General features: G+C 67.6%; 16 protein-coding genes. 7 read left to right on the forward strand and 9 right to left on the reverse strand.

Going from position 1 to position 17,134, the window contains the following annotated elements; translation table 11 throughout:
* Positions 1-208: 208 nt before the first annotated feature.
* Positions 209-778 (reverse strand): hypothetical protein, encoded by a 570-nt coding sequence (locus M1L61_RS15240; protein ID WP_043400934.1) that lies wholly within the window; start codon positions 776-778, stop codon positions 209-211.
* Between the two features lie 188 nt (positions 779-966).
* Here M1L61_RS15240 and cysS point away from each other — a divergent pair, with 188 nt between their 5' ends.
* From cysS to M1L61_RS15255, 3 genes are read left to right on the forward strand one after another with little or no spacing between them, the layout of a single operon-like run.
* Positions 967-2,343: a cysteine--tRNA ligase gene (gene cysS, locus M1L61_RS15245; protein WP_019336653.1), complete on the forward strand. Its 1,377-nt coding sequence runs from the start codon at positions 967-969 to the stop codon at positions 2,341-2,343.
* A gap of 53 nt (positions 2,344-2,396) precedes the next feature.
* Complete coding sequence (locus tag M1L61_RS15250; RefSeq protein WP_164118876.1) at positions 2,397-2,849, forward strand: SufE family protein; 453 nt, start codon at positions 2,397-2,399, stop codon at positions 2,847-2,849.
* Positions 2,846-4,093 (forward strand): MFS transporter, encoded by a 1,248-nt coding sequence (locus M1L61_RS15255; RefSeq protein ID WP_049482302.1) that lies wholly within the window; start codon positions 2,846-2,848, stop codon positions 4,091-4,093. Before M1L61_RS15250 ends, M1L61_RS15255 begins: the two co-directional genes overlap by 4 nt.
* A gap of 557 nt (positions 4,094-4,650) precedes the next feature.
* On the opposite strand, the gene dksA is transcribed toward M1L61_RS15255, so the two are convergent.
* A complete protein-coding gene (gene dksA, locus M1L61_RS15260) occupies positions 4,651-5,880 on the reverse strand; it encodes an RNA polymerase-binding protein DksA (protein WP_248853734.1) in 1,230 nt (409 codons plus the stop codon).
* A 272-nt stretch (positions 5,881-6,152) separates the two neighbouring features.
* On the opposite strand from dksA, the gene yidD reads away from it, so the two are divergent.
* From yidD to M1L61_RS15275, 3 genes are read left to right on the forward strand one after another with little or no spacing between them, the layout of a single operon-like run.
* Complete coding sequence (yidD, locus tag M1L61_RS15265; protein WP_010486626.1) at positions 6,153-6,407, forward strand: membrane protein insertion efficiency factor YidD; 255 nt, start codon at positions 6,153-6,155, stop codon at positions 6,405-6,407.
* A gap of 1 nt (position 6,408) precedes the next feature.
* Complete coding sequence (locus M1L61_RS15270) at positions 6,409-7,755, forward strand: dihydroorotase (protein ID WP_043400926.1); 1,347 nt, start codon at positions 6,409-6,411, stop codon at positions 7,753-7,755.
* Positions 7,755-8,603 (forward strand): M23 family metallopeptidase, encoded by an 849-nt coding sequence (locus tag M1L61_RS15275; protein ID WP_010486622.1) that lies wholly within the window; start codon positions 7,755-7,757, stop codon positions 8,601-8,603. The genes M1L61_RS15270 and M1L61_RS15275 overlap by 1 nt, the downstream gene beginning before the upstream one ends.
* Before the next feature lie 88 nt (positions 8,604-8,691).
* On the opposite strand, the gene M1L61_RS15280 is transcribed toward M1L61_RS15275, so the two are convergent.
* From M1L61_RS15280 to efp, 5 genes are all read right to left on the reverse strand, one after another.
* Complete coding sequence (locus tag M1L61_RS15280; protein ID WP_248853735.1) at positions 8,692-9,396, reverse strand: squalene/phytoene synthase family protein; 705 nt, start codon at positions 9,394-9,396, stop codon at positions 8,692-8,694.
* Positions 9,397-9,407: 11 nt separating this feature from the next.
* Positions 9,408-10,103, reverse strand: a complete 696-nt coding sequence (locus tag M1L61_RS15285) for a phosphoglycolate phosphatase (RefSeq protein ID WP_248853736.1) — start codon at positions 10,101-10,103, stop codon at positions 9,408-9,410.
* Positions 10,100-10,816 (reverse strand): bifunctional 2-polyprenyl-6-hydroxyphenol methylase/3-demethylubiquinol 3-O-methyltransferase UbiG, encoded by a 717-nt coding sequence (gene ubiG / locus M1L61_RS15290; RefSeq protein ID WP_248853737.1) that lies wholly within the window; start codon positions 10,814-10,816, stop codon positions 10,100-10,102. The genes M1L61_RS15285 and ubiG overlap by 4 nt, the downstream gene beginning before the upstream one ends.
* A 24-nt stretch (positions 10,817-10,840) precedes the next feature.
* Entirely contained in the window at positions 10,841-12,184 is a 1,344-nt protein-coding gene (locus M1L61_RS15295) for a TRZ/ATZ family hydrolase (protein WP_248853738.1), read from the reverse strand.
* Between the two features lie 168 nt (positions 12,185-12,352).
* Entirely contained in the window at positions 12,353-12,919 is a 567-nt protein-coding gene (gene efp / locus M1L61_RS15300) for an elongation factor P (RefSeq protein ID WP_005410381.1), read from the reverse strand.
* A gap of 120 nt (positions 12,920-13,039) precedes the next feature.
* On the opposite strand from efp, the gene epmB reads away from it, so the two are divergent.
* The gene (gene epmB / locus M1L61_RS15305) at positions 13,040-14,056 is read left to right on the forward strand and encodes an EF-P beta-lysylation protein EpmB (RefSeq protein ID WP_248853739.1); all 1,017 of its coding nucleotides are present in this window, start codon (positions 13,040-13,042) and stop codon (positions 14,054-14,056) included.
* A gap of 77 nt (positions 14,057-14,133) precedes the next feature.
* Here epmB and M1L61_RS15310 read toward each other — a convergent pair whose 3' ends face one another.
* Both M1L61_RS15310 and M1L61_RS15315 read right to left on the reverse strand, forming a co-directional pair.
* On the reverse strand, positions 14,134-16,260 hold the full coding sequence (locus M1L61_RS15310) for an EAL domain-containing protein (protein ID WP_049482288.1): 2,127 nt from the start codon (positions 16,258-16,260) through the stop codon (positions 14,134-14,136).
* On the reverse strand, positions 16,257-17,132 hold the full coding sequence (locus tag M1L61_RS15315) for a phosphate/phosphite/phosphonate ABC transporter substrate-binding protein (RefSeq protein WP_227200124.1): 876 nt from the start codon (positions 17,130-17,132) through the stop codon (positions 16,257-16,259). Before M1L61_RS15315 ends, M1L61_RS15310 begins: the two co-directional genes overlap by 4 nt.
* Positions 17,133-17,134: the final 2 nt, after the last annotated feature.

A 17,134-nucleotide genomic window follows, 5' to 3' on the forward strand; every position in this document is an offset into this window, starting at 1 on the left:
AACCCAGCCGGGCGGCTGGGTTTTTTTCGGACGAACAGCAAAAAGCTCCGGTTACCCAGCGAGAATGTGGGGTTCCGGTCGACGCGCACGCGAGGTCATGCCCGACGCCTGTCGGGCTGCGCTGCTGTCGTGCTGGAAGTCGGTGAGCTTCATGGTCAGCCATCTTTGCATGCGGCCGGGGCCGACGCAAGGGGCCGGGGTCGCAGAATCAGGGATTGCCCGTGGCGCCCTGCTCGGGGCCGACCCAAGGGGTGATCGACACCCGGATCTTGAGCCGGTTGCCGGGGTCTTCCGGCAGCCGTGAGCGGTACTTGGTGCCCTTGTAGACGTAATCCACGTCGTAGGCGATGGGCCTGCGGAATTCACGCCCCACCGGCACGATACGGCAGTCACGGGTCAGCATCGGGCCATTGTTGGCCGGTGCCGGCGCCGGGGCGGGTGACTCGGCGGCGGTGTCCTCGGAGACCTCTTCATCGCTGCGCTTGAACATCGAGCGCACCGAGTCCCAGAAGCGGCTGATCCGGCCCTTGTCCTCAACCGGCTCCTCACCGGTGACATTGACCGGCGCCAGGGTCCGGGTCGAGACCGGCTCGCAGTGTTCTTCGGTGCGGGTCGCGCGCAGGGTCTGGAACACGGGCTCGACGTTCAGCACCTGCGCGTAGTCGAACTTCACGTTCTCCACGATCACCACCCGGTTGCGGGGCTCGGCCTCCTGCGCCTGGGCCACGGCGGCCAGCGCCGACAGGCAGGCCAGGGTCAGCAACGCGGTGGATTTCATTGGCGAAGGGAGCAAGGACACGGCAATAGTGTAGGCAGTGGCGAGCGCAAGGGGCTGAACATTACCCGTCCACGCTGCTCCTGCCCACCCCACCTTGGACGGACCCGGCGTCCACCGGTGGCAGGCGGTGCCCCCAAAGGAGGCCGACACGTTCTAAAATCACAGGCTTGTCCCCCAGCCACAGCCCCATGACCCTGCGCCTGCACAACAACCTGACTCGCCAGCTCGAACCGTTCACCCCGCTCGACCCGGCCTGTCCGACCCTGTATGTGTGCGGCCCCACGGTCTACAACTACGTGCACATCGGCAACGCCCGTGGCCCGGTGGTGTTCGGCGTGCTGGCCGACCTGCTGCGGCGCCGTTTCGGTGGCCTGCGCTACGCGCGCAACATCACCGACGTGGACGACAAGATCAACACCGCCGCGCGCGAGCAGGGGGTGCCGATCAGCACCATCACCGACAGGTTCGCTGCCGCCTACCGTGAAGACATGGCCGCGCTGGGTGTGGTGCCGCCGGACATCGAACCGGAAGTGACGGCGCACATGCCGCAGATCATCACCATGATCGAGCAGCTGATCGCCAACGGCCATGCCTATGCCGCCGAGGGCCATGTGCTGTTCGCGGTGGCCAGCTTCGACGGCTACGGCAAGCTCTCGCGCCGCGACCCGGAAGAGATGCTGGCCGGCGCCCGTGTCGATGTCGCCCCCTACAAGCGCGATCCCGGCGATTTCGTGCTGTGGAAGCCGTCCAGCGACGACCTGCCCGGCTGGGAATCGCCGTGGGGCCGTGGCCGCCCGGGCTGGCACATCGAATGCTCGGCGATGGCCGCCGCCCATCTGGGCGAGACCATCGACATCCATGCCGGCGGCGTCGACCTGCAGTTCCCGCACCACGAGAACGAGATCGCGCAGAGCGAATGCGCCCACGGCGGCAGGATCTTCGCCCGTTTCTGGCTGCACAACGGCATGCTCAACTTCGGCGGCGCCAAGATGAGCAAGTCGCTGGGCAACATCGAGCGCGTGCACGACCTGGTGCGCCAGCATCCGCCGGAAGCCCTGCGCCTGGCGCTGCTGTCGGCCCACTACCGGCAGCCGCTGGACTGGTCCGATGGCCTGATCGAGCAGTCGGTGCGCACCTTGGATCGCCTGTACGGCACCCTGCGCGAACTGGCGTCGGTCGACGCGGTCGTGGCGATCCCGGCCACGGTCGAGGCGACCCTGGATGACGACCTGAACACCCCGCAGGCGCTGGCCGAAGTGGCCCGCATCGCTGCCGATGCACGCCGAGCCACCGACCCGGCCGAACAGGCGCGCCTGAAGGGCGAGCTGCTCGGTGCCGGCTTGGCCCTGGGCCTGCTGCAGGCCGATCCGGCGCAATGGTTCGGTACCGCTGCGGGCGATGACGGCGACGATGCCCGTATCCAGGGCCTGATCGACGAGCGTGCCGCTGCCAAGAAGGCCCGCGACTTCGCCCGTTCCGACGCCATCCGCGACCAGCTGGCCGCCGAAGGCATCGTGCTGGAAGATACCCCGCAGGGCGTGCGCTGGTCGCGCAAGCGCGGCTGACCTGCCCTGCCCCGTGGCCGGTACGCCGGCCACGCCCCACCGTAGAGACTGTTGTGACCGACTCCCCGTTCCCGCTTGAACCCACCGCCGCCGAGGCACAGACCGCCATCGCCGAGGAATTCGGCTTCTTCGGCGACTGGTCCGAGCGCTACCAGTACCTGATCGACCTCGGCCGCAAGCTGCCGGCCTTCCCGGAAGAATGGAAGACCGAAGAGCATCGCCTGCTCGGCTGCCAGTCGATGGTCTGGATCGTGCCGGAAGGCAATGCGCAGTCGCTGCGCTTCCATGCCATCAGTGATTCGGCCATCGTCTCCGGCCTGATCTTCCTGGCGCTGCGCGTGTACTCCGGGCGCTCGGCGCAGGAGATCCTGGCCACCGAACCGAGCTATATCCAGGACATCGGCCTGGCCCGCCACCTGTCTCCGACCCGCAGCAATGGTGTGGCAGCGATGCTGGCCTTCATCCGCGAGACCGCGCAGGCCCAGCTGCAGCGCGATCCGCCGTGAGCGAGCCTGCCACAGCCGAGGACACCGCGCTGGGCCTGCTGTCCCGACCCGGCTTCGCCAAGCTGCTGGCCTACCGCATCTTCGCGATGCTGTCCTACCAGGTGGTGGCAGTCACCGTCGGCTGGCACATCTACGAAGTCACCCGCAATCCGTTCTCGCTGGGCCTGATCGGCCTGGCCGAGGTGCTGCCGTTCTTCTGCGTGGCGCCATTTGCCGGCTACCTGGTCGACCATCTGCCGCGGCGTCGGTTGGGCATGGCGGCCTGTTCCGGGCTGATCGCCACCGCGCTGGTACTGACCAGCGTGGCCAAGGGCTGGCTGCCGTTTGAAGGCGTGTGGCCCATCTATGCAGCCATCGCCCTGACCGGCATGGTCCGCGCCTTCCTGTCGCCGATCTACAACGCGCTGTTCGCCCGCGTGCTGGCCCGCGATCAGTTCGCGCGCGGCGCAGGCCTCGGCGCGGTGGTGTTCCAGGCCGGCATGGTGGCTGGTCCGGCACTGGGTGGCGTGCTGGTCGGCTTCGGCGGCAAGGGCCTCTCCTACGCGGTGGCTACGGCCTTTGCGCTGGTGGCGATGGCCTGCCTAGCTACATTGAAGGTGGAAGAACCGGTGCACACCGGTCCCGCCGCGCCGATCTTCAAGAGCATCGCCGAAGGCGCGCGCTTCGTGGTCGGCAACCGGATCATGGTCGGGGCGATGGCGCTGGACATGTTCTCGGTCCTGCTCGGCGGCGTGGTGGCGATGCTGCCGGCGTTCCTGCACGAAATCCTGCACCACGGCCCGGAAGGCCTGGGCATCCTGCGCGCGATGCCGGCGCTCGGTTCGGTGTGCGTGGGCCTGTGGCTGGCCCGCCACCCGCTGCACCGCAATGCCGGCCGCGTACTGCTGTTCGCGGTGGCCGGTTTCGGCCTGTGCGTGATCGGCTTCGGCCTGTCGCAGCACTTCTGGCTGTCGGCGCTGATCCTGCTATTCTACGGGGCCTTCGATGGCGTCTCGGTGGTGATCCGATCGACCATCCTGCAGTTGGCCACGCCGGAAGAAATGCGCGGACGGGTGTCGTCAATCAACGGCATCTTCATCAGTTCGTCCAACGAGCTGGGCGCGTTCTATGCCGGCACGATGGCCAAGCTGCTCGGCCTGGTGCCGGCCGTGGTGCTGGGTGGGTTCGCGGTGCTGAGCGTGGCCGGGATCACCGCGTGGAAGAACCCGACATTGCGGAAATTGAATCTTCGCGACCTGCAGTGACGCTGCTAACAGCGGATTCGGCGGCGCCGGGTGTTTGGCTGGGGCCGTTGCTCTCCCTCGATGATTGGGCTTGTCACTTTCTTTTCGCGAAAAGAAAGTAACCAAAGAAACGCTCCGCCATCCGCGAGCCGGCGCTGCGCGCCGGTGCCCTGTGCTCCTCGGTGAATCAGGGGACGGCGCCGAACTCGCTGCGCTCAAACAGCGCGCCTCTTCGCCCCTGATTCCCCTGCGGTGCTCGGCTCGCTACAAGGCGGACTCAACTGCCGCGAGCGCACGCATGACCGCTCCTGTCGGCCTGAGCCGAGCGTGGGCTCGGCTCTACATCGGCCGCGCACGCAGGAAACCGTCGAGAGCCTGCGGGTGGGTCCGGGCGGGACCGTCCGCGGCATGGATGCCGCGGCCGAGCTTACAGGGATGTACTTGCAGCGTGTCCTGCCCGGCCCCACCCGCAGGCTCCACCCGATACCCGGAAGGCGCTGCTCTACACAGCCAACTCGAACCCAACAAAAAACCCGGCCGAGGCCGGGTTTTTCGCATGACCATACAACGAGCAGGAATCAGTCGCCCTGCTGCTTCTGCAGGTGCTCCCAACGCTCCTGGGCGTCGATGGTGCGTTCGGCGGTCAGGCGCGCTTCCAGGCGCTCCAGGCCGATTTCTTCACCGGTGTCGACGCAGTAACCGTAGTCGCCCGCTTCCAGGCGCTTCAGGGTGCTGTCGATCTTGCCGATCAGCTTGCGGTAGCGGTCGCGGGTACGCAGTTCCAGCGAGTTCTCGGTCTCGCGGGTCGCGCGCTCGGCTTCGTCGCCGATGTCACGCACTTCCTCACGAAGATTCTCGATGGTCTGCTTGGACTCTTCCACCAGGTCCGCGCGCCAGTTCTGCAGACGCTGACGGAAGTACTCCTGCTGCAGCGGGCTCATGTATTCCTCTTCCGAGGACGGCTTGTAGCCAGTCGGCAGGATCGGGCGGCCGGTGGCCTCGTCGGTCTTGTACTCGACCACCTTGTACTTGCTGCGCGGGGCCGGTGCAGCCGAGCGGGCGGCGACGGCCACGGCAACCTTGCCGACAGGGCGCGACACGGTCTTCGGGGCGGAATCGGATTTCACGGCGGTTTTGGCAGGCGATTTCGAAACGGGCACGGGATTCTTGGATTGCGGGGCCTTCGAAGCGGCAGGAGCGGCGGCCGGGGCCGGCTTGGAAGCCGGTTGGGCTGCTGCCACTGCCACGGTCTTGACCGGGACAGGCTTGGCCGGAGCCGGCTTGGCAGCAGGCTTCGGTGCGGACTTCACTACTGGGGCCGGGGCCGGCTTCACGGCCGGCACGGCAACATTCTTGGCAACCTTCTTTACAGCGGCAGGCGTGGCAACCGGTTTAGCCGCAGCGACCTTCTTGGCCGCGGGCTTGGCGAGCGGCTTGGCTGCAGCCTTCTTCACCACCGCCTTCGGCGCCGGCTTGGCTGCGGCCTTCTTCGCCACCGGCTTGGCGGCGGCCTTCTTCACCGGCGCGGCCTTGCTGGCGGCCTTCTTCATCACCGGCGCCTTCTTGCTGGCAGCGGCAGGCTTGGCCTTGGCGGGCGCAGCAGCCTTCTTCGCCACCGGCTTGGTTGCCTTGACCGGCGTTTTCTTTGCGGTGGCCTTCCTGGCCGCCGGTTGCGAGGACGCTGCCTTGGTCGCCGGCTTGCTGGCCGGTTTCTTGGCAACGGGCTTTGCCGCCAACTTCTTCACAACAGGCTTGGCGGTTTTCTTGGCGGCCGTTGCGGCCTTCTTTGCAGTTTTTTTAGCAGCCACGAAACGCTCTTCCTTGGATTCCCCGGGGCCCGGGAAAGCGGGCCTTTATAGCCTACCCGACCCGCAGCAGCAACCTCGACCCCCTGCTCCATTCAGTCCTGGAGTCAAGGCGCCCTTGGAGGCAGTCCGACGAACACGGACCGCCTTGCGCGGTACGGAACCTGGCCAGCACCCGAAGGTGCTGGTACCGGTCGCAGGCCATCGGCGACATGCGACCAACGGCCCATCCTGCACAAATGCGGCCTTCATGCCAACTGGCATAAGATGACTGGGTGATCTCGCGCCTGCTCATTGCCCTGCTGCGCTTCTACAAGCGCTTCATCAGCCCCCTGCTGGGGCCACGCTGCCGTTTCGTGCCGAGCTGTTCTGAATACGCGATGGAAGCCATCTCGCGGCACGGCCCGCTGCGCGGCAGCTGGCTGGCTGCGCGCCGGCTGGGCCGCTGCCACCCGTTCCACCCCGGCGGCTTCGACCCGGTGCCCGAATCCAACCACGCCCCCTCTTGCCGTTGCACAGGAAAACACTGACATGTCCTCCACCCTCATCACCAACGCCCGGATGGTCAACGAAGGCCGCACCTTCGACGGCGACCTGCGCATCGAGAACGGCCGCATCGCGCAGATCGGCAATGGGCTGGCGCCGCGCGACGGCGAGCAGGTGGTGGACGCGGCCGGACGCTGGTTGCTTCCCGGCATGATCGATGACCAGGTGCACTTCCGCGAACCGGGCCTGACCCACAAGGGCGACATCGCCAGCGAATCGGCGGCGGCCGTGGCCGGTGGCCTGACCAGCTTCATGGACATGCCCAACACCAACCCGCCGACGCTGGATTCGACCATCCTGGAAGCCAAGTACGAACTCGCGCGCGGCCGCGCCTGGGCCAACTACGGCTTCTACCATGGCGCCAGCAATGACAACCTGGACGCGATCCGTGCGCTGGACCCGAAGAAGGCCCCGGGCGTGAAGGTGTTCATGGGCGCCTCCACCGGCAACATGCTGGTGGACAACCCGGAAACGCTGGATGCGATCTTCCGCGAATGCCCGACCCCGATCATCACGCACTGCGAAGACACGCCGATGATCGATGCCAACCTGAAGGCCTTCCAGGAAAAGTACGGCGACGAGCTGACCCCGGACATGCATCCGGATATCCGTTCGCGCGAGGCCTGCATCAAGTCGACCCGCCTGGCGATGTCGCTGGCGCGCAAGCACGGCACCCGCCTGCATGTACTGCACATCTCCACCGCCGACGAGCTGGCGCTGTTCGAAAAGGGTCCACTGATCCGCGCCGACGGCAGCCGCAAGCAGATCACTGCCGAAACCTGCGTGCACTTCCTGCACTTCGCGCGCCCGGACTATGCGACCAAGGGCAACCTGATCAAGTGCAACCCGGCGATCAAGGAAGTGTCCGACCGCGAAGCAATCACCGCTGCGCTGGCCGACGACGTGCTGGACGTGCTGGCCACCGACCACGCCCCGCACACCTGGGAAGAGAAGCAGAAGCCCTACGCGCAGGCGCCGTCGGGCCTGCCGCTGGTGCAGTACGCGCTGGTGGCCGCGCTGGAGCGCGTGCACGAAGGGAAGCTGACCCGCGAGCAGGTGGTGCAGAAATTCGCACACGCACCGGCACAGCTGTTCGACGTGGAAGAACGCGGCTTCCTGCGCGAAGGCTACTTCGCCGACCTGGTGCTGGTGGAAGACGTGCCATTCACCGTCAAGCGCGAGGACGTGCTGTCCAAGTGCGGCTGGTCGCCGTTCGAAGGCACCACCTTCCGTTCGCGCGTGGCCTCGACCTGGGTCAACGGCCAATTGGTGTGGGACGGCAGCAAACTGGTGGGTGAACCGGCCGGCCAGCGCATGACCTACGACCGCTGATGCGCAAGGTATTCCTGTTCGGGGCGCTGCTGCTGGCCGCGCCCCTGTTCACCGCACCGGCGGCGCAGGCGCAGGATGGCATCGGCAGCCTGATCGACAGTCGCGTGGTGTTTCCGGCCAGCGCGTCGCAGGGCGCGCTGGTGATCGGCAAGGTGCCCGCCGGCAGCCGCGTGCAGTACGCCGGCCGCCAACTGCGGGTGAGCGGCTATGGCAGTGTGGTGTTCGGCATCGGTCGCGACGAGAAGGGCCCGTTGCGCGTGCAGGTACAGCGCCCCGATGGTGGCAGCGAGACGGCGACCATTGCGGTGACGCCGCGCGACTGGCCCACCGAGCGGGTCAACGGCGTGCCGCCGAAAACGGTGAACCCGCCGCCGGCGATTGCCGAGCGGATCAAGCGCGAACAGGCGCAGGTGACCGCGGCACGTGCCCGCGATGACGACCGCACTGATTTCACCCAGACCTTCATCTGGCCGGTGCAGGGCCGCATCAGTGGCCGCTTCGGCAATGCGCGTGTCTACAACGGTCAACCTGGTGCCGGTCATTCCGGCATGGACATCGCGGTGCCGACCGGCACCCCGGTGAAGGCACCGGCCGCCGGCATCGTCACCTTCGCCGGCCCGGACCTGTACCTGACCGGTGGCACGCTGCTGCTCGACCACGGCTTCGGGGTCAGCTCCAACTTCCTTCACCTGTCGCGCATCGACGTGAAGGTCGGCGACCGGGTGGAACAGGGCCAGGTGATCGCCGCGGTCGGCGCCACCGGTCGCGCCACCGGCCCGCACCTGCACTGGGGCATGAACTGGTTCGATACCCGCATCGACCCGTTGCTGGTGCTGGAACGTAAATAACGCGCGCAACGCGCTGTGGTAGGTGCCGACCTTGGTCGGCACAACCTCATGGAGCGTGCGGACCAAGGTCCGCACCCACCAGAATCGATCAACCGCGGGCAGCCCACCACACGCGCAGCAGGGTGCGCACCGGGGTGGCTTCGATCGGCTTGCCTGCGGCCTGCGCCGCCACGCGGGCGCGCGCCAGGCTGGACCACACGCGGCGCGGGCGCGGCCCGGGTACGCGGCTGCCCCACCCCTTCAGCAGGTACTGCGCCCAGCGCTGCGCGGCCGTGCTGGAATCCCCATCCAGCAGGCTGCGCGGTACACCGGCGACGCCGGCATCCTGCAGGCGCTGGGCAAGGGTCTGCAGCTGCACCGCACGACCAGCGCCGGTGCGCGGCTTGTCGTTGAACAGCGCCGCTTCCACCGCGGCAACCGCGTCGGCGTAATTGGCCAGCGCACGCTCGGCACCGGCCGCATCCAGCGCGACCGAGCGCGCTTCAACCAGATCGGGCAGCGCTTCGGCCAGCTGCGCCCACGGCGCACGCACCGGTTCCAGCAAGCGACCCAACGGGTGGCGCGACCTGTGCGCAGCCCAGCTGCGCAGCTCCTCGCCCCACCACGCCAGCTTGGCGTCGGCCGGCAACGGATCGCCGCCGGTGTTGAGCATGTCGTCGAATTCCTGCAGCAGCGCGAACCACGCCACCGCAAGCTCGCGTTGCGATTCGGCCACGAACGGGGCGGCCACCGACCATTCCGGCCAACGGCTGCGCCACTTGTCGAGGAAACTGTCCAGCGCGGTACTGCTCACTACGTCATTCCTTACGGCTGGGCCGGGGCTGCCGGCCGGGTCGGCCAGAGACTGGCCAGTTGCAGAAGTCCGGCGTTCTCGACCAGCACGTCGGCCTGCCAGGCCAGCGGGTCGTCGCTGTGCAGGCGATAGCCCCACAGTGCCGCCACCGACGGCATGGCCGCGGCACGCGCGGCGATGATGTCGCGCTCGTCGTCGCCTACGTACACGCAGTCTTCGGCGGCAACGGCGATCGCCTGCGCCGCGTGCAGCAGCGGCAGCGGATGCGGCTTGCGCTCGGCCAGGCTGTCACCACCCACCAGCACCGCACAGCGCTGCTGCCAGCCGTGCTGCGGCAGGATCAGGCGCGCCAGGTACTCGGGCTTGTTGGTGACGATGCCCCACACCGTACCGGCGGCATCCAGTGCAGCAAGCATGCCGGCCACGCCATCGAACAGCACCGCATGCTGGCCGATCAACGCCCCGTAGCGCTGCAGGAACTCCGGAATCAGCGCATCACGCGCCGCCGTGTCCAGTTCGGGGAAGGCTGCCGAGACCATCGCGCGCGAGCCCTTGGACACCACCGGGCGCAGCAGTGCCGGATCGATCGGCGCACGGCCACGCTCGGCCAGCATCGCATCACACGTGGCGACGAAGTCCGGCGCGCTGTCCAGCAGGGTGCCGTCCAGATCGAACAGCACCGCGCGCGGGAAGCGGGCAGAGGTCATGCCGGCTTGACCGCGTAGGCGAGGTAGTTGATGTCGGTGCGGCTGCTCAGGCGGGCATGGTTGCGCCACGGCTCGTAGGCCATGCCGCTGACATCCACCAGCTGCATGTCGGCCTCGCGCAGCCAGCGTGCCAGCTCGGCCGGCTTGATGAATTCCTGGTAGTGGTGGGTGCCCTTGGGCAGCAGCCGAGCCACGTATTCGGCGCCGACAATCGCCACCGCGAAGGCGGCAGCGGTGCGGTTGATGGTCGACAGGAACAGGTGGCCGCCCGGCTTCAGCAGGCGCTTGCAGGCCTCGATGATCGCGCCCGGGTCCGGCACGTGCTCCAGCATTTCCATGCAGGTGACCACATCGAAGCTGCCCGGCTGCTCGGCGGCCAGATCCTCGGCGGCCTGCACCCGGTAGTCGACCTTCGCACCGCTTTCCAGCGCATGCAGGCGCGCGACCTTGACCAGCTCCGGGGCCAGGTCGATGGCGGTGACGTCCGCACCGGCCTGGGCCAGCGCTTCGCTCAACAGGCCGCCACCGCAACCGATGTCGAGCACGCGTGTGCCGCGCAGCGGCACGCGGTCGGCCACGTACTTCAGGCGTACCGGATTCAGTGCGTGCAGCGGCTTCTGCGGGCCGTCAGCGTCCCACCAGCGGTTGGCCAGCGCGGCGAACTTGTCCAGCTCGGCCTGATCGAAATTGGAGGAAGCGTGGGGGGCAGTCATGAGGGGTCCTTGCGGCGCCAGGGATCAGGCGCGGATATGACGGATGCGCTCGCGCCACTGGCGCGCGTTGGCGATGATGCCCGGCAGGTCCATGCCGACCAGCTCGCGCTGCACCAGCTTCGGCTTGCCGGCGATCCAGACGTCGCTGACCTGCTGGCGGCCGGTGGCGTACACCAGCTGCGACAGCACGTTGTGCAGCGGCTGGGTTTCCAGCGCCGACAGGTCGACGCAGACCAGGTCGGCCTGCTTGCCGACTTCGATCGAACCGATGCGGTCGCCGAAGCCCAGCGCGCGGGCGCCGCCCAGGGTGGAGGCGCGCAGCGTGGTGGCCGCGTCCAGCGCGGTTGCGTCATCGGCCACGGCCTTGGCCAGGATCGCCGCGGTGCGGTTCTCGCTGAACATGTCCAGGTCATTGTTGCTGGCGCAGCCATCAGTGCCGATCGCCAGGTTCACGCCGGCGCGCTGCAGGGCGCAGGCCGGGCAGAAACCGGAGGCCAGCTTCAGGTTCGATTCCGGGCAGTGCACCACGCTGACGCCACGTTCGGCGCACAGGTGAATTTCTGCGTCGGTCAGCTGGGTCATGTGCACCGCGATCAGGCGGTCGTTGACCAGCCCGAGCCGATCCAGCCGCGCCAGCGGGCGCTGGCCGTGCAGCTTGATCGAATCGTTGATTTCCTGCGCGGTCTCGTGGGTGTGCAGGTGCACCTGCATGTCGAGCTGGTCGGACAGCATCCGCACCCGCTCGAAGTTGGCATCGTTGACGGTGTACGGCGCATGCGGCGCGAACGCGGTGCCGATCAGCGGATCGGTGCGCCACTGGTCATGCAGTTCACCGGCCTTGGCGAAGTACTCGTCGTCGGTCTTGGCCCAGGCGGTGGGGAAATCGATGATGACCGCGCCAACCAGCGCGCGGAAACCGTGCTTCTTGTAGACCGCGGCCTGAACGTCGCCGAAGAAGTAGTTCTCGTTGGCGCAGGTGGTGCCACCGCGCAGCATCTCGGCGATGGCCAGGGTGGTGCCGTCAGCCACGAATTCCGGGCCGATCACCGCCGCTTCCACCGGCCAGATGTGTTGCTGCAGCCAGGTCATCAGCGGCAGGTCGTCGGCGACGCCGCGCAGCAGGGTCATCGGGTTGTGCGTGTGCGCGTTGACCAGGCCCGGCATCAGCGCGGCCTCGGGGCGGCTGACCACCTGTGCGGCGCGGAAACGCGCACGCGCCTCGGCACGCGGCAGGATCGCGATGATCTCGCTGCCACGCACGGCGACGGCGTGGTCTTCCAGCACTACCGCATGCGGCTCGATCGGAACGACGTAACCGGCTTCGATGAGCAGGTCGCAGGCTTCGGGGAGGTGCGGGCTATCGCTCATGCGGGCTCACTGGCTATTGGAGAAGGGCCTGGCGGGAGGCGGTAGCGCCGGGCCATGCCCGGCGGCTGTCCGCTGCGGCGCCATGGGCGCCAGCAACGGGTCCGGGCGATGCCCGGAAAGCCGAGCACGGGCTCGGCTCTACAGTCTGGTCGACCTGCGGCCGGAACCTTACTTGACGCGTGCGGAGTACTCGCCCGAACGGGTATCGACGCGGATCACTTCGTCCTGGTTGACGAACAGCGGCACGCGGACCACGGCGCCGGTTTCCAAGGTGGCCGGCTTGCCGCCGCCGCCCGAGGTGTCGCCACGGACGCCCGGATCGGTTTCAGTGATCTTCAGTTCAACGAAGTTCGGCGGCTGCACGAAGATCGGCTCACCATTCCACAGGGTGACCACGCAGGACTCTTCGCCCTTCAGCCACTTCTCGGCGCCGCCCATGCCGGCCTTGGTGGCCTGGACCTGCTCGAAGGATTCCGGGTCCATGAAGTGCCAGTACTCGCCGTCGCTGTACATGAAGTTCATGTCGGTATCGACGACGTCGGCTGCATCCAGCGAGTCGGTCGACTTCATGGTCACTTCCTGGGTACGGCCGTCCTTGATCAGGCGGTACTTCACGCGGGTGAAGGCCTGGCCCTTGCCCGGCTTGACGTATTCGGTGTCGATGATGACGGCCGGTTGGTTGTTGACCAGGATCTTCATCCCGTTCTTGACGTCGTTCATGCCGTAGCTGGCCATGCGTAAACTCCTGAGTGGCAAAAACGCCGCGGGTGCGGCGAGCCGTTAGAATGGAAAGCCCACCGGATGCCGGTGGGCGACTGTTTTTCTGCCCCCATGATAACCGCAGGCCCCCTCTCCATGCAGCTTTCCGCCTTCCCACGGCCCCAGTCGCCAGCTGCGCCCGCGCGCTGGCAGCAGCTCTGGCGCCAGGCGGTGCGCGACCCGCACGCGCTGCTGGCCCGGCTGCAGCTGGACCCGGCCGCGCTGGGCGTCTCGGAGGCGGCCATGGCCCAGTTCGCGCTACGCGTGCCGGAAGGCTTCGTGGCCCGCATGCGCCCTGGCGATGCGGCCGACCCGCTGCTGCGCCAGGTGCTGCCGATCGACGAGGAAATGCGCCCGGTGCCCGGGTTCAGCTTCGATGCGGTGGGCGACGGTGCCGCCAAGAAGGCCACCGGCGTCATCCAGAAGTACCGTGGCCGTGCCCTGCTGGTCGCCACCGGCAGCTGCGCGATCAACTGCCGCTACTGCTTCCGCCGCCACTTCGACTATGGGGCGGAGAACGCCGCCAAGGGTGGCTGGCAGGAGGCCGTAGCCGCCATCGCCGCCGACCCGGACATCGACGAGGTGATCCTGTCCGGCGGTGACCCGCTGTCGCTGGCCACGCACAAGCTGGCCGAGCTGACCGACGCCCTGCGCGCGATCCCGCATATCCGCCGCCTGCGCATCCATACCCGGCTGCCGATCGTGCTGCCGGAGCGCGTGGACGATGAACTGGTCTCCTGGCTGGGCAGCCTGCCGTGGCCGCTGGCGATCGTGGTCCACGCCAATCATGCCAATGAATTCGATGCCAGCGTGGACGCGGCGATGGTCCGCCTGCGCGGCATCGGCGCCCAGCTGCTGAACCAGGCGGTGTTGCTGCGCGGGGTCAACGACAGCGTGCAGGCCCTGCAGGACCTGAGCGAGCGCAGCTTCGCCGCCGGCGTGCTGCCCTACTACCTGCACCAGCTGGACCGGGTCGAGGGCGTGGCCCATTTCGAAGTGGACGATGCCCAGGCCAAGGCACTGATTGCAGGCCTGACCGCACGCCTGTCCGGCTACCTGATCCCCAAGCTGGTGCGCGAACTGCCCGGCGATCCGAGCAAGCGCCCGGTGTAGCCCCAAAAAACGGACGGAGGGGATGAAGTCGCAAATGCATAAGCGACTTCATGCCCTCCGTCCCTTTTTTGTGTCGGTCAGATGCCCGATTCGATCATCCGCACCACTTCGGTGGCGGTCACCGGGTGGCTCAGCCAATAGCCCTGGCCAAGGTCGCAGCCGCGCTGCGCCAGCAGCTCGAACTGCGCCTGCTGCTCGATGCCTTCGGCCACTACGGTGATGCCCAGCGCGTGGGCCATGGCAATGATCGCCGTGGTCAGCGCGAGGTCATCGGGGTCACGCTGCATGTCGGCCACGAAACTCTTGTCGATCTTCACGCCGTCCACGGGTACCTGGCGCAGATGACTGAGCCCGGAGAAGCCGGTCCCGAAATCATCCAGCCAGACCTTCACGCCGGTGCGGTGCAGCTTGTCCAGCAGCTGCGCGGCAACCATCTCGTCGCCGATCACGGCGGTTTCGGTCAGCTCCAGATGCAGGCGCGACGCCGGCAGCCCGGACTCATGCAGGCACTGCGCGACCAGTGCCGGCAGCTCACCGCCGCGCAACTGCCTTGGCGACACGTTGACCGACACGAACAGGTCGTCCCCGGCCGCCCCGCGCGGCCATTGCGAGGCCTCCATGCAGGCCGCACGCAGGACCTTCGGGCCGATGATCTCGATCAGCCCGCTCTGCTCGGCTACCTCGATGAACACCGAGGGCGGAATCGTGCCCAGGGTCGGGTGCTGCCAGCGCAACAGTACTTCAACGCCGACCATCCGGCGGTCGCGCATGCGGAAGATCGGCTGGTAGGCCAGGCGCAGTTCGCCGCGCTCCCAGGCACCGCGCAGCTCCTGTTCCATATGCACGCGACGCTCGACCGCATGGTCCATCGCCCGGCTGTAATAGCGATAGCAGTTCTTGCCGGCCATCTTCGCCTGGTACATGGCGATGTCGCCGTTCTTCAGCAGGGTGGTCGCATCGGCTGCATCGTCGGGGAACAGGGTCACGCCGATCGAGGTGCCCAGGAACAGTTCCCTGCCCTGCACCACCAGCGGCTTGCCCAGCTCGCGCACCAGCACTTCGGCCAGCAGCCGCGCGTTGGCGGCCACATCACCGTCGCCCACCAGGATCACGAACTCGTCTCCGCCGAAGCGCGCCAGCAGGGTTTCATCGCCCCCGGCCTCGGTGACCGCGCGGCCGATGCGCTGGGCGAACTGCAGCAATGCCTCATCGCCGGCCTCGTGGCCAAGGGTGTCATTGACCCGCTTGAAGTCGTCGATATCGGCGAACAGCAGGCCCAACCGGTGATTGGCAGCACGGGCGGCCATCAACCGATGATCAAGCGCCTCGCGGAATGCCAGCCGGTTGGTCAGCCCGGTCAGCGCGTCGGTATAGGCCATGCGCCGCACTTCGCGGTCATGGCGGGCGATCGCATCGCGCATCCGGGCGAAACCACGTACCAGTTCGCCGACCTCGTCGTCGCGGGTGTTCTCGGCCAGGGGCGTCTGGTAGTCGCCGGCCTCGATGCGACGGGCGGCGACGGCAAGATCACGGATCGGCGCGACCAGGGTGCGCTGCACGTACAGGATCACCACCACGCCGATCACCACCAGCAGGCCCAGCATCAGCAGCAGCCAGCCCAGATGACGGCTGCCGACCTGCTGCAGGCGCTCGCCCAGGGTGGCGTTGGCCGCCTGCTCGCGCTGCTGCACCTCATCCAGCGCCATGCCGACCCGGACGCCGCCAATGCGCTGGTTGCCGATCATGATCGGCATGGTGTTGTCGAGCACCTTCGGCGATTCCTGCACGACCAGCATCTGCGCGGCTGCAGCCTTGGGTGCCAGGGGATCGGCCATCGGCTGGCCGAATCCGGACACCTCGACCGAGCCGTCGTGTACCAGCCGGCCGCGTTCGTCGAACACCAGTACATAGCGCACCACGGGCTGGCGCGCGGTACTGCGTACCAGTACGCCGACCTGGTCCAGATCGCGGTAGTACAACGGGTTGGCCAGGGCGTCGGACAACTCACGCGCCATCGCCTCGCCGCGGCTGCGCACGCTGCGGTCGAACAGTTCATGGATGACGCCGCCGCTGAGGTTGCGCACCTCGCTCTGCATCGCCGTCTGCCGCCCCAACAACACCGCAAGGATCGCGATCACCACGACCATCGCCCCGCCCATCGCGAGCAGGAACCGGGCCTGCATCCCCGAGCCAAGCCACTTCATTCCACTTCCATCCGCACGCGCGTCAATCCTTGTTTCAATTCATCCAACCGCTGCTGCGCATGCGCATCGACGCGGTGGAACCCGGAAGTGCCAAAAAACCGATGCAGCGCCCCCTGCGCCTGCGGGTCGCTGGCTGCCTGCAGCAGCACTTCCTGCAGGCGATCGCGCACGCGTGGATCCAAGTCGGCGCGGACCATCTCCACCGCACGCGGGTAGGGTTCGGTGCGCAGCAGCTCGCGGAAGTCGCGCCGGAACGCTGCCGGCATCCGCCGCTCGTCATTCCAGTCCACGCTGCTCACCGCTCCCACGTCAACCACCCCCTTGTGCACGAACGTCGCGATGTTCAGCTCGCTGCGTGCAAATACGTAACCCACACTGTCCCGGCCCGGCATGTCCCATGCACCGGCCAGGATCTGCGGCGACAGGCCCTCCTGCAGCAACGTCATCACCGGCACCAGATAGGCACTGGTGGACGCCGTGTTCTGCAGGGCCAGGCGATGGCCCCGCAGATCCTGTACGCGCTGGATCGGGCTGTCGCGGCGCACGAAGAACACCGTCTGGTAATCACGCACGCCGTTGCGCTCGGTCAGCAGCAGTGGGCGGGCGCCACTGCGCTGGCCCAGCGCCACCGCCGTACCCGAGGTTTCGGTGACCCAGTCGACCCTGCCCCGCCGCAGATAGCTGGCCATCTGCTGCGGGTCGCGTGCCATCAGGATCCTCCCCTCCTTGATGCCAACGTCGTGCATGCGCGCCACCACGTAGTCCAGCAAGGGCTGCAGCTGTTCGTAATGCGCCTTGGGATCATCGCTGATCCGGCCCAGCACCAGTACCGGGTCCGGTGCTGCACGCACCGTCCCGGCCAGCAGGACCATGG

Origin of the sequence: Stenotrophomonas sp. NY11291, from assembly GCF_023277365.1 — a bacterium.
GTDB lineage: Bacteria > Pseudomonadota > Gammaproteobacteria > Xanthomonadales > Xanthomonadaceae > Stenotrophomonas > Stenotrophomonas geniculata.

Excerpts from the sequence above, each read along its gene's own strand:
- M1L61_RS15240 (WP_043400934.1), bottom strand. The coding sequence starts at position 778 with ATGAAATCCACCGCGTTGCTGACCCTGGCCTGCCTGTCGGCGCTGGCC.
- cysS (WP_019336653.1), top strand. The coding sequence starts at position 967 with ATGACCCTGCGCCTGCACAACAACCTGACTCGCCAGCTCGAACCGTTC.
- M1L61_RS15270 (WP_043400926.1), top strand. The coding sequence starts at position 6,409 with ATGTCCTCCACCCTCATCACCAACGCCCGGATGGTCAACGAAGGCCGC.
- M1L61_RS15275 (WP_010486622.1), top strand. The coding sequence starts at position 7,755 with ATGCGCAAGGTATTCCTGTTCGGGGCGCTGCTGCTGGCCGCGCCCCTG.
- M1L61_RS15285 (WP_248853736.1), bottom strand. The coding sequence starts at position 10,103 with ATGACCTCTGCCCGCTTCCCGCGCGCGGTGCTGTTCGATCTGGACGGC.
- ubiG (WP_248853737.1), bottom strand. The coding sequence starts at position 10,816 with ATGACTGCCCCCCACGCTTCCTCCAATTTCGATCAGGCCGAGCTGGAC.
- M1L61_RS15295 (WP_248853738.1), bottom strand. The coding sequence starts at position 12,184 with ATGAGCGATAGCCCGCACCTCCCCGAAGCCTGCGACCTGCTCATCGAA.
- efp (WP_005410381.1), bottom strand. The coding sequence starts at position 12,919 with ATGGCCAGCTACGGCATGAACGACGTCAAGAACGGGATGAAGATCCTG.
- epmB (WP_248853739.1), top strand. The coding sequence starts at position 13,040 with ATGCAGCTTTCCGCCTTCCCACGGCCCCAGTCGCCAGCTGCGCCCGCG.
- M1L61_RS15310 (WP_049482288.1), bottom strand. The coding sequence starts at position 16,260 with ATGAAGTGGCTTGGCTCGGGGATGCAGGCCCGGTTCCTGCTCGCGATG.
- M1L61_RS15315 (WP_227200124.1), bottom strand. The coding sequence starts at position 17,132 with ATGGTCCTGCTGGCCGGGACGGTGCGTGCAGCACCGGACCCGGTACTG.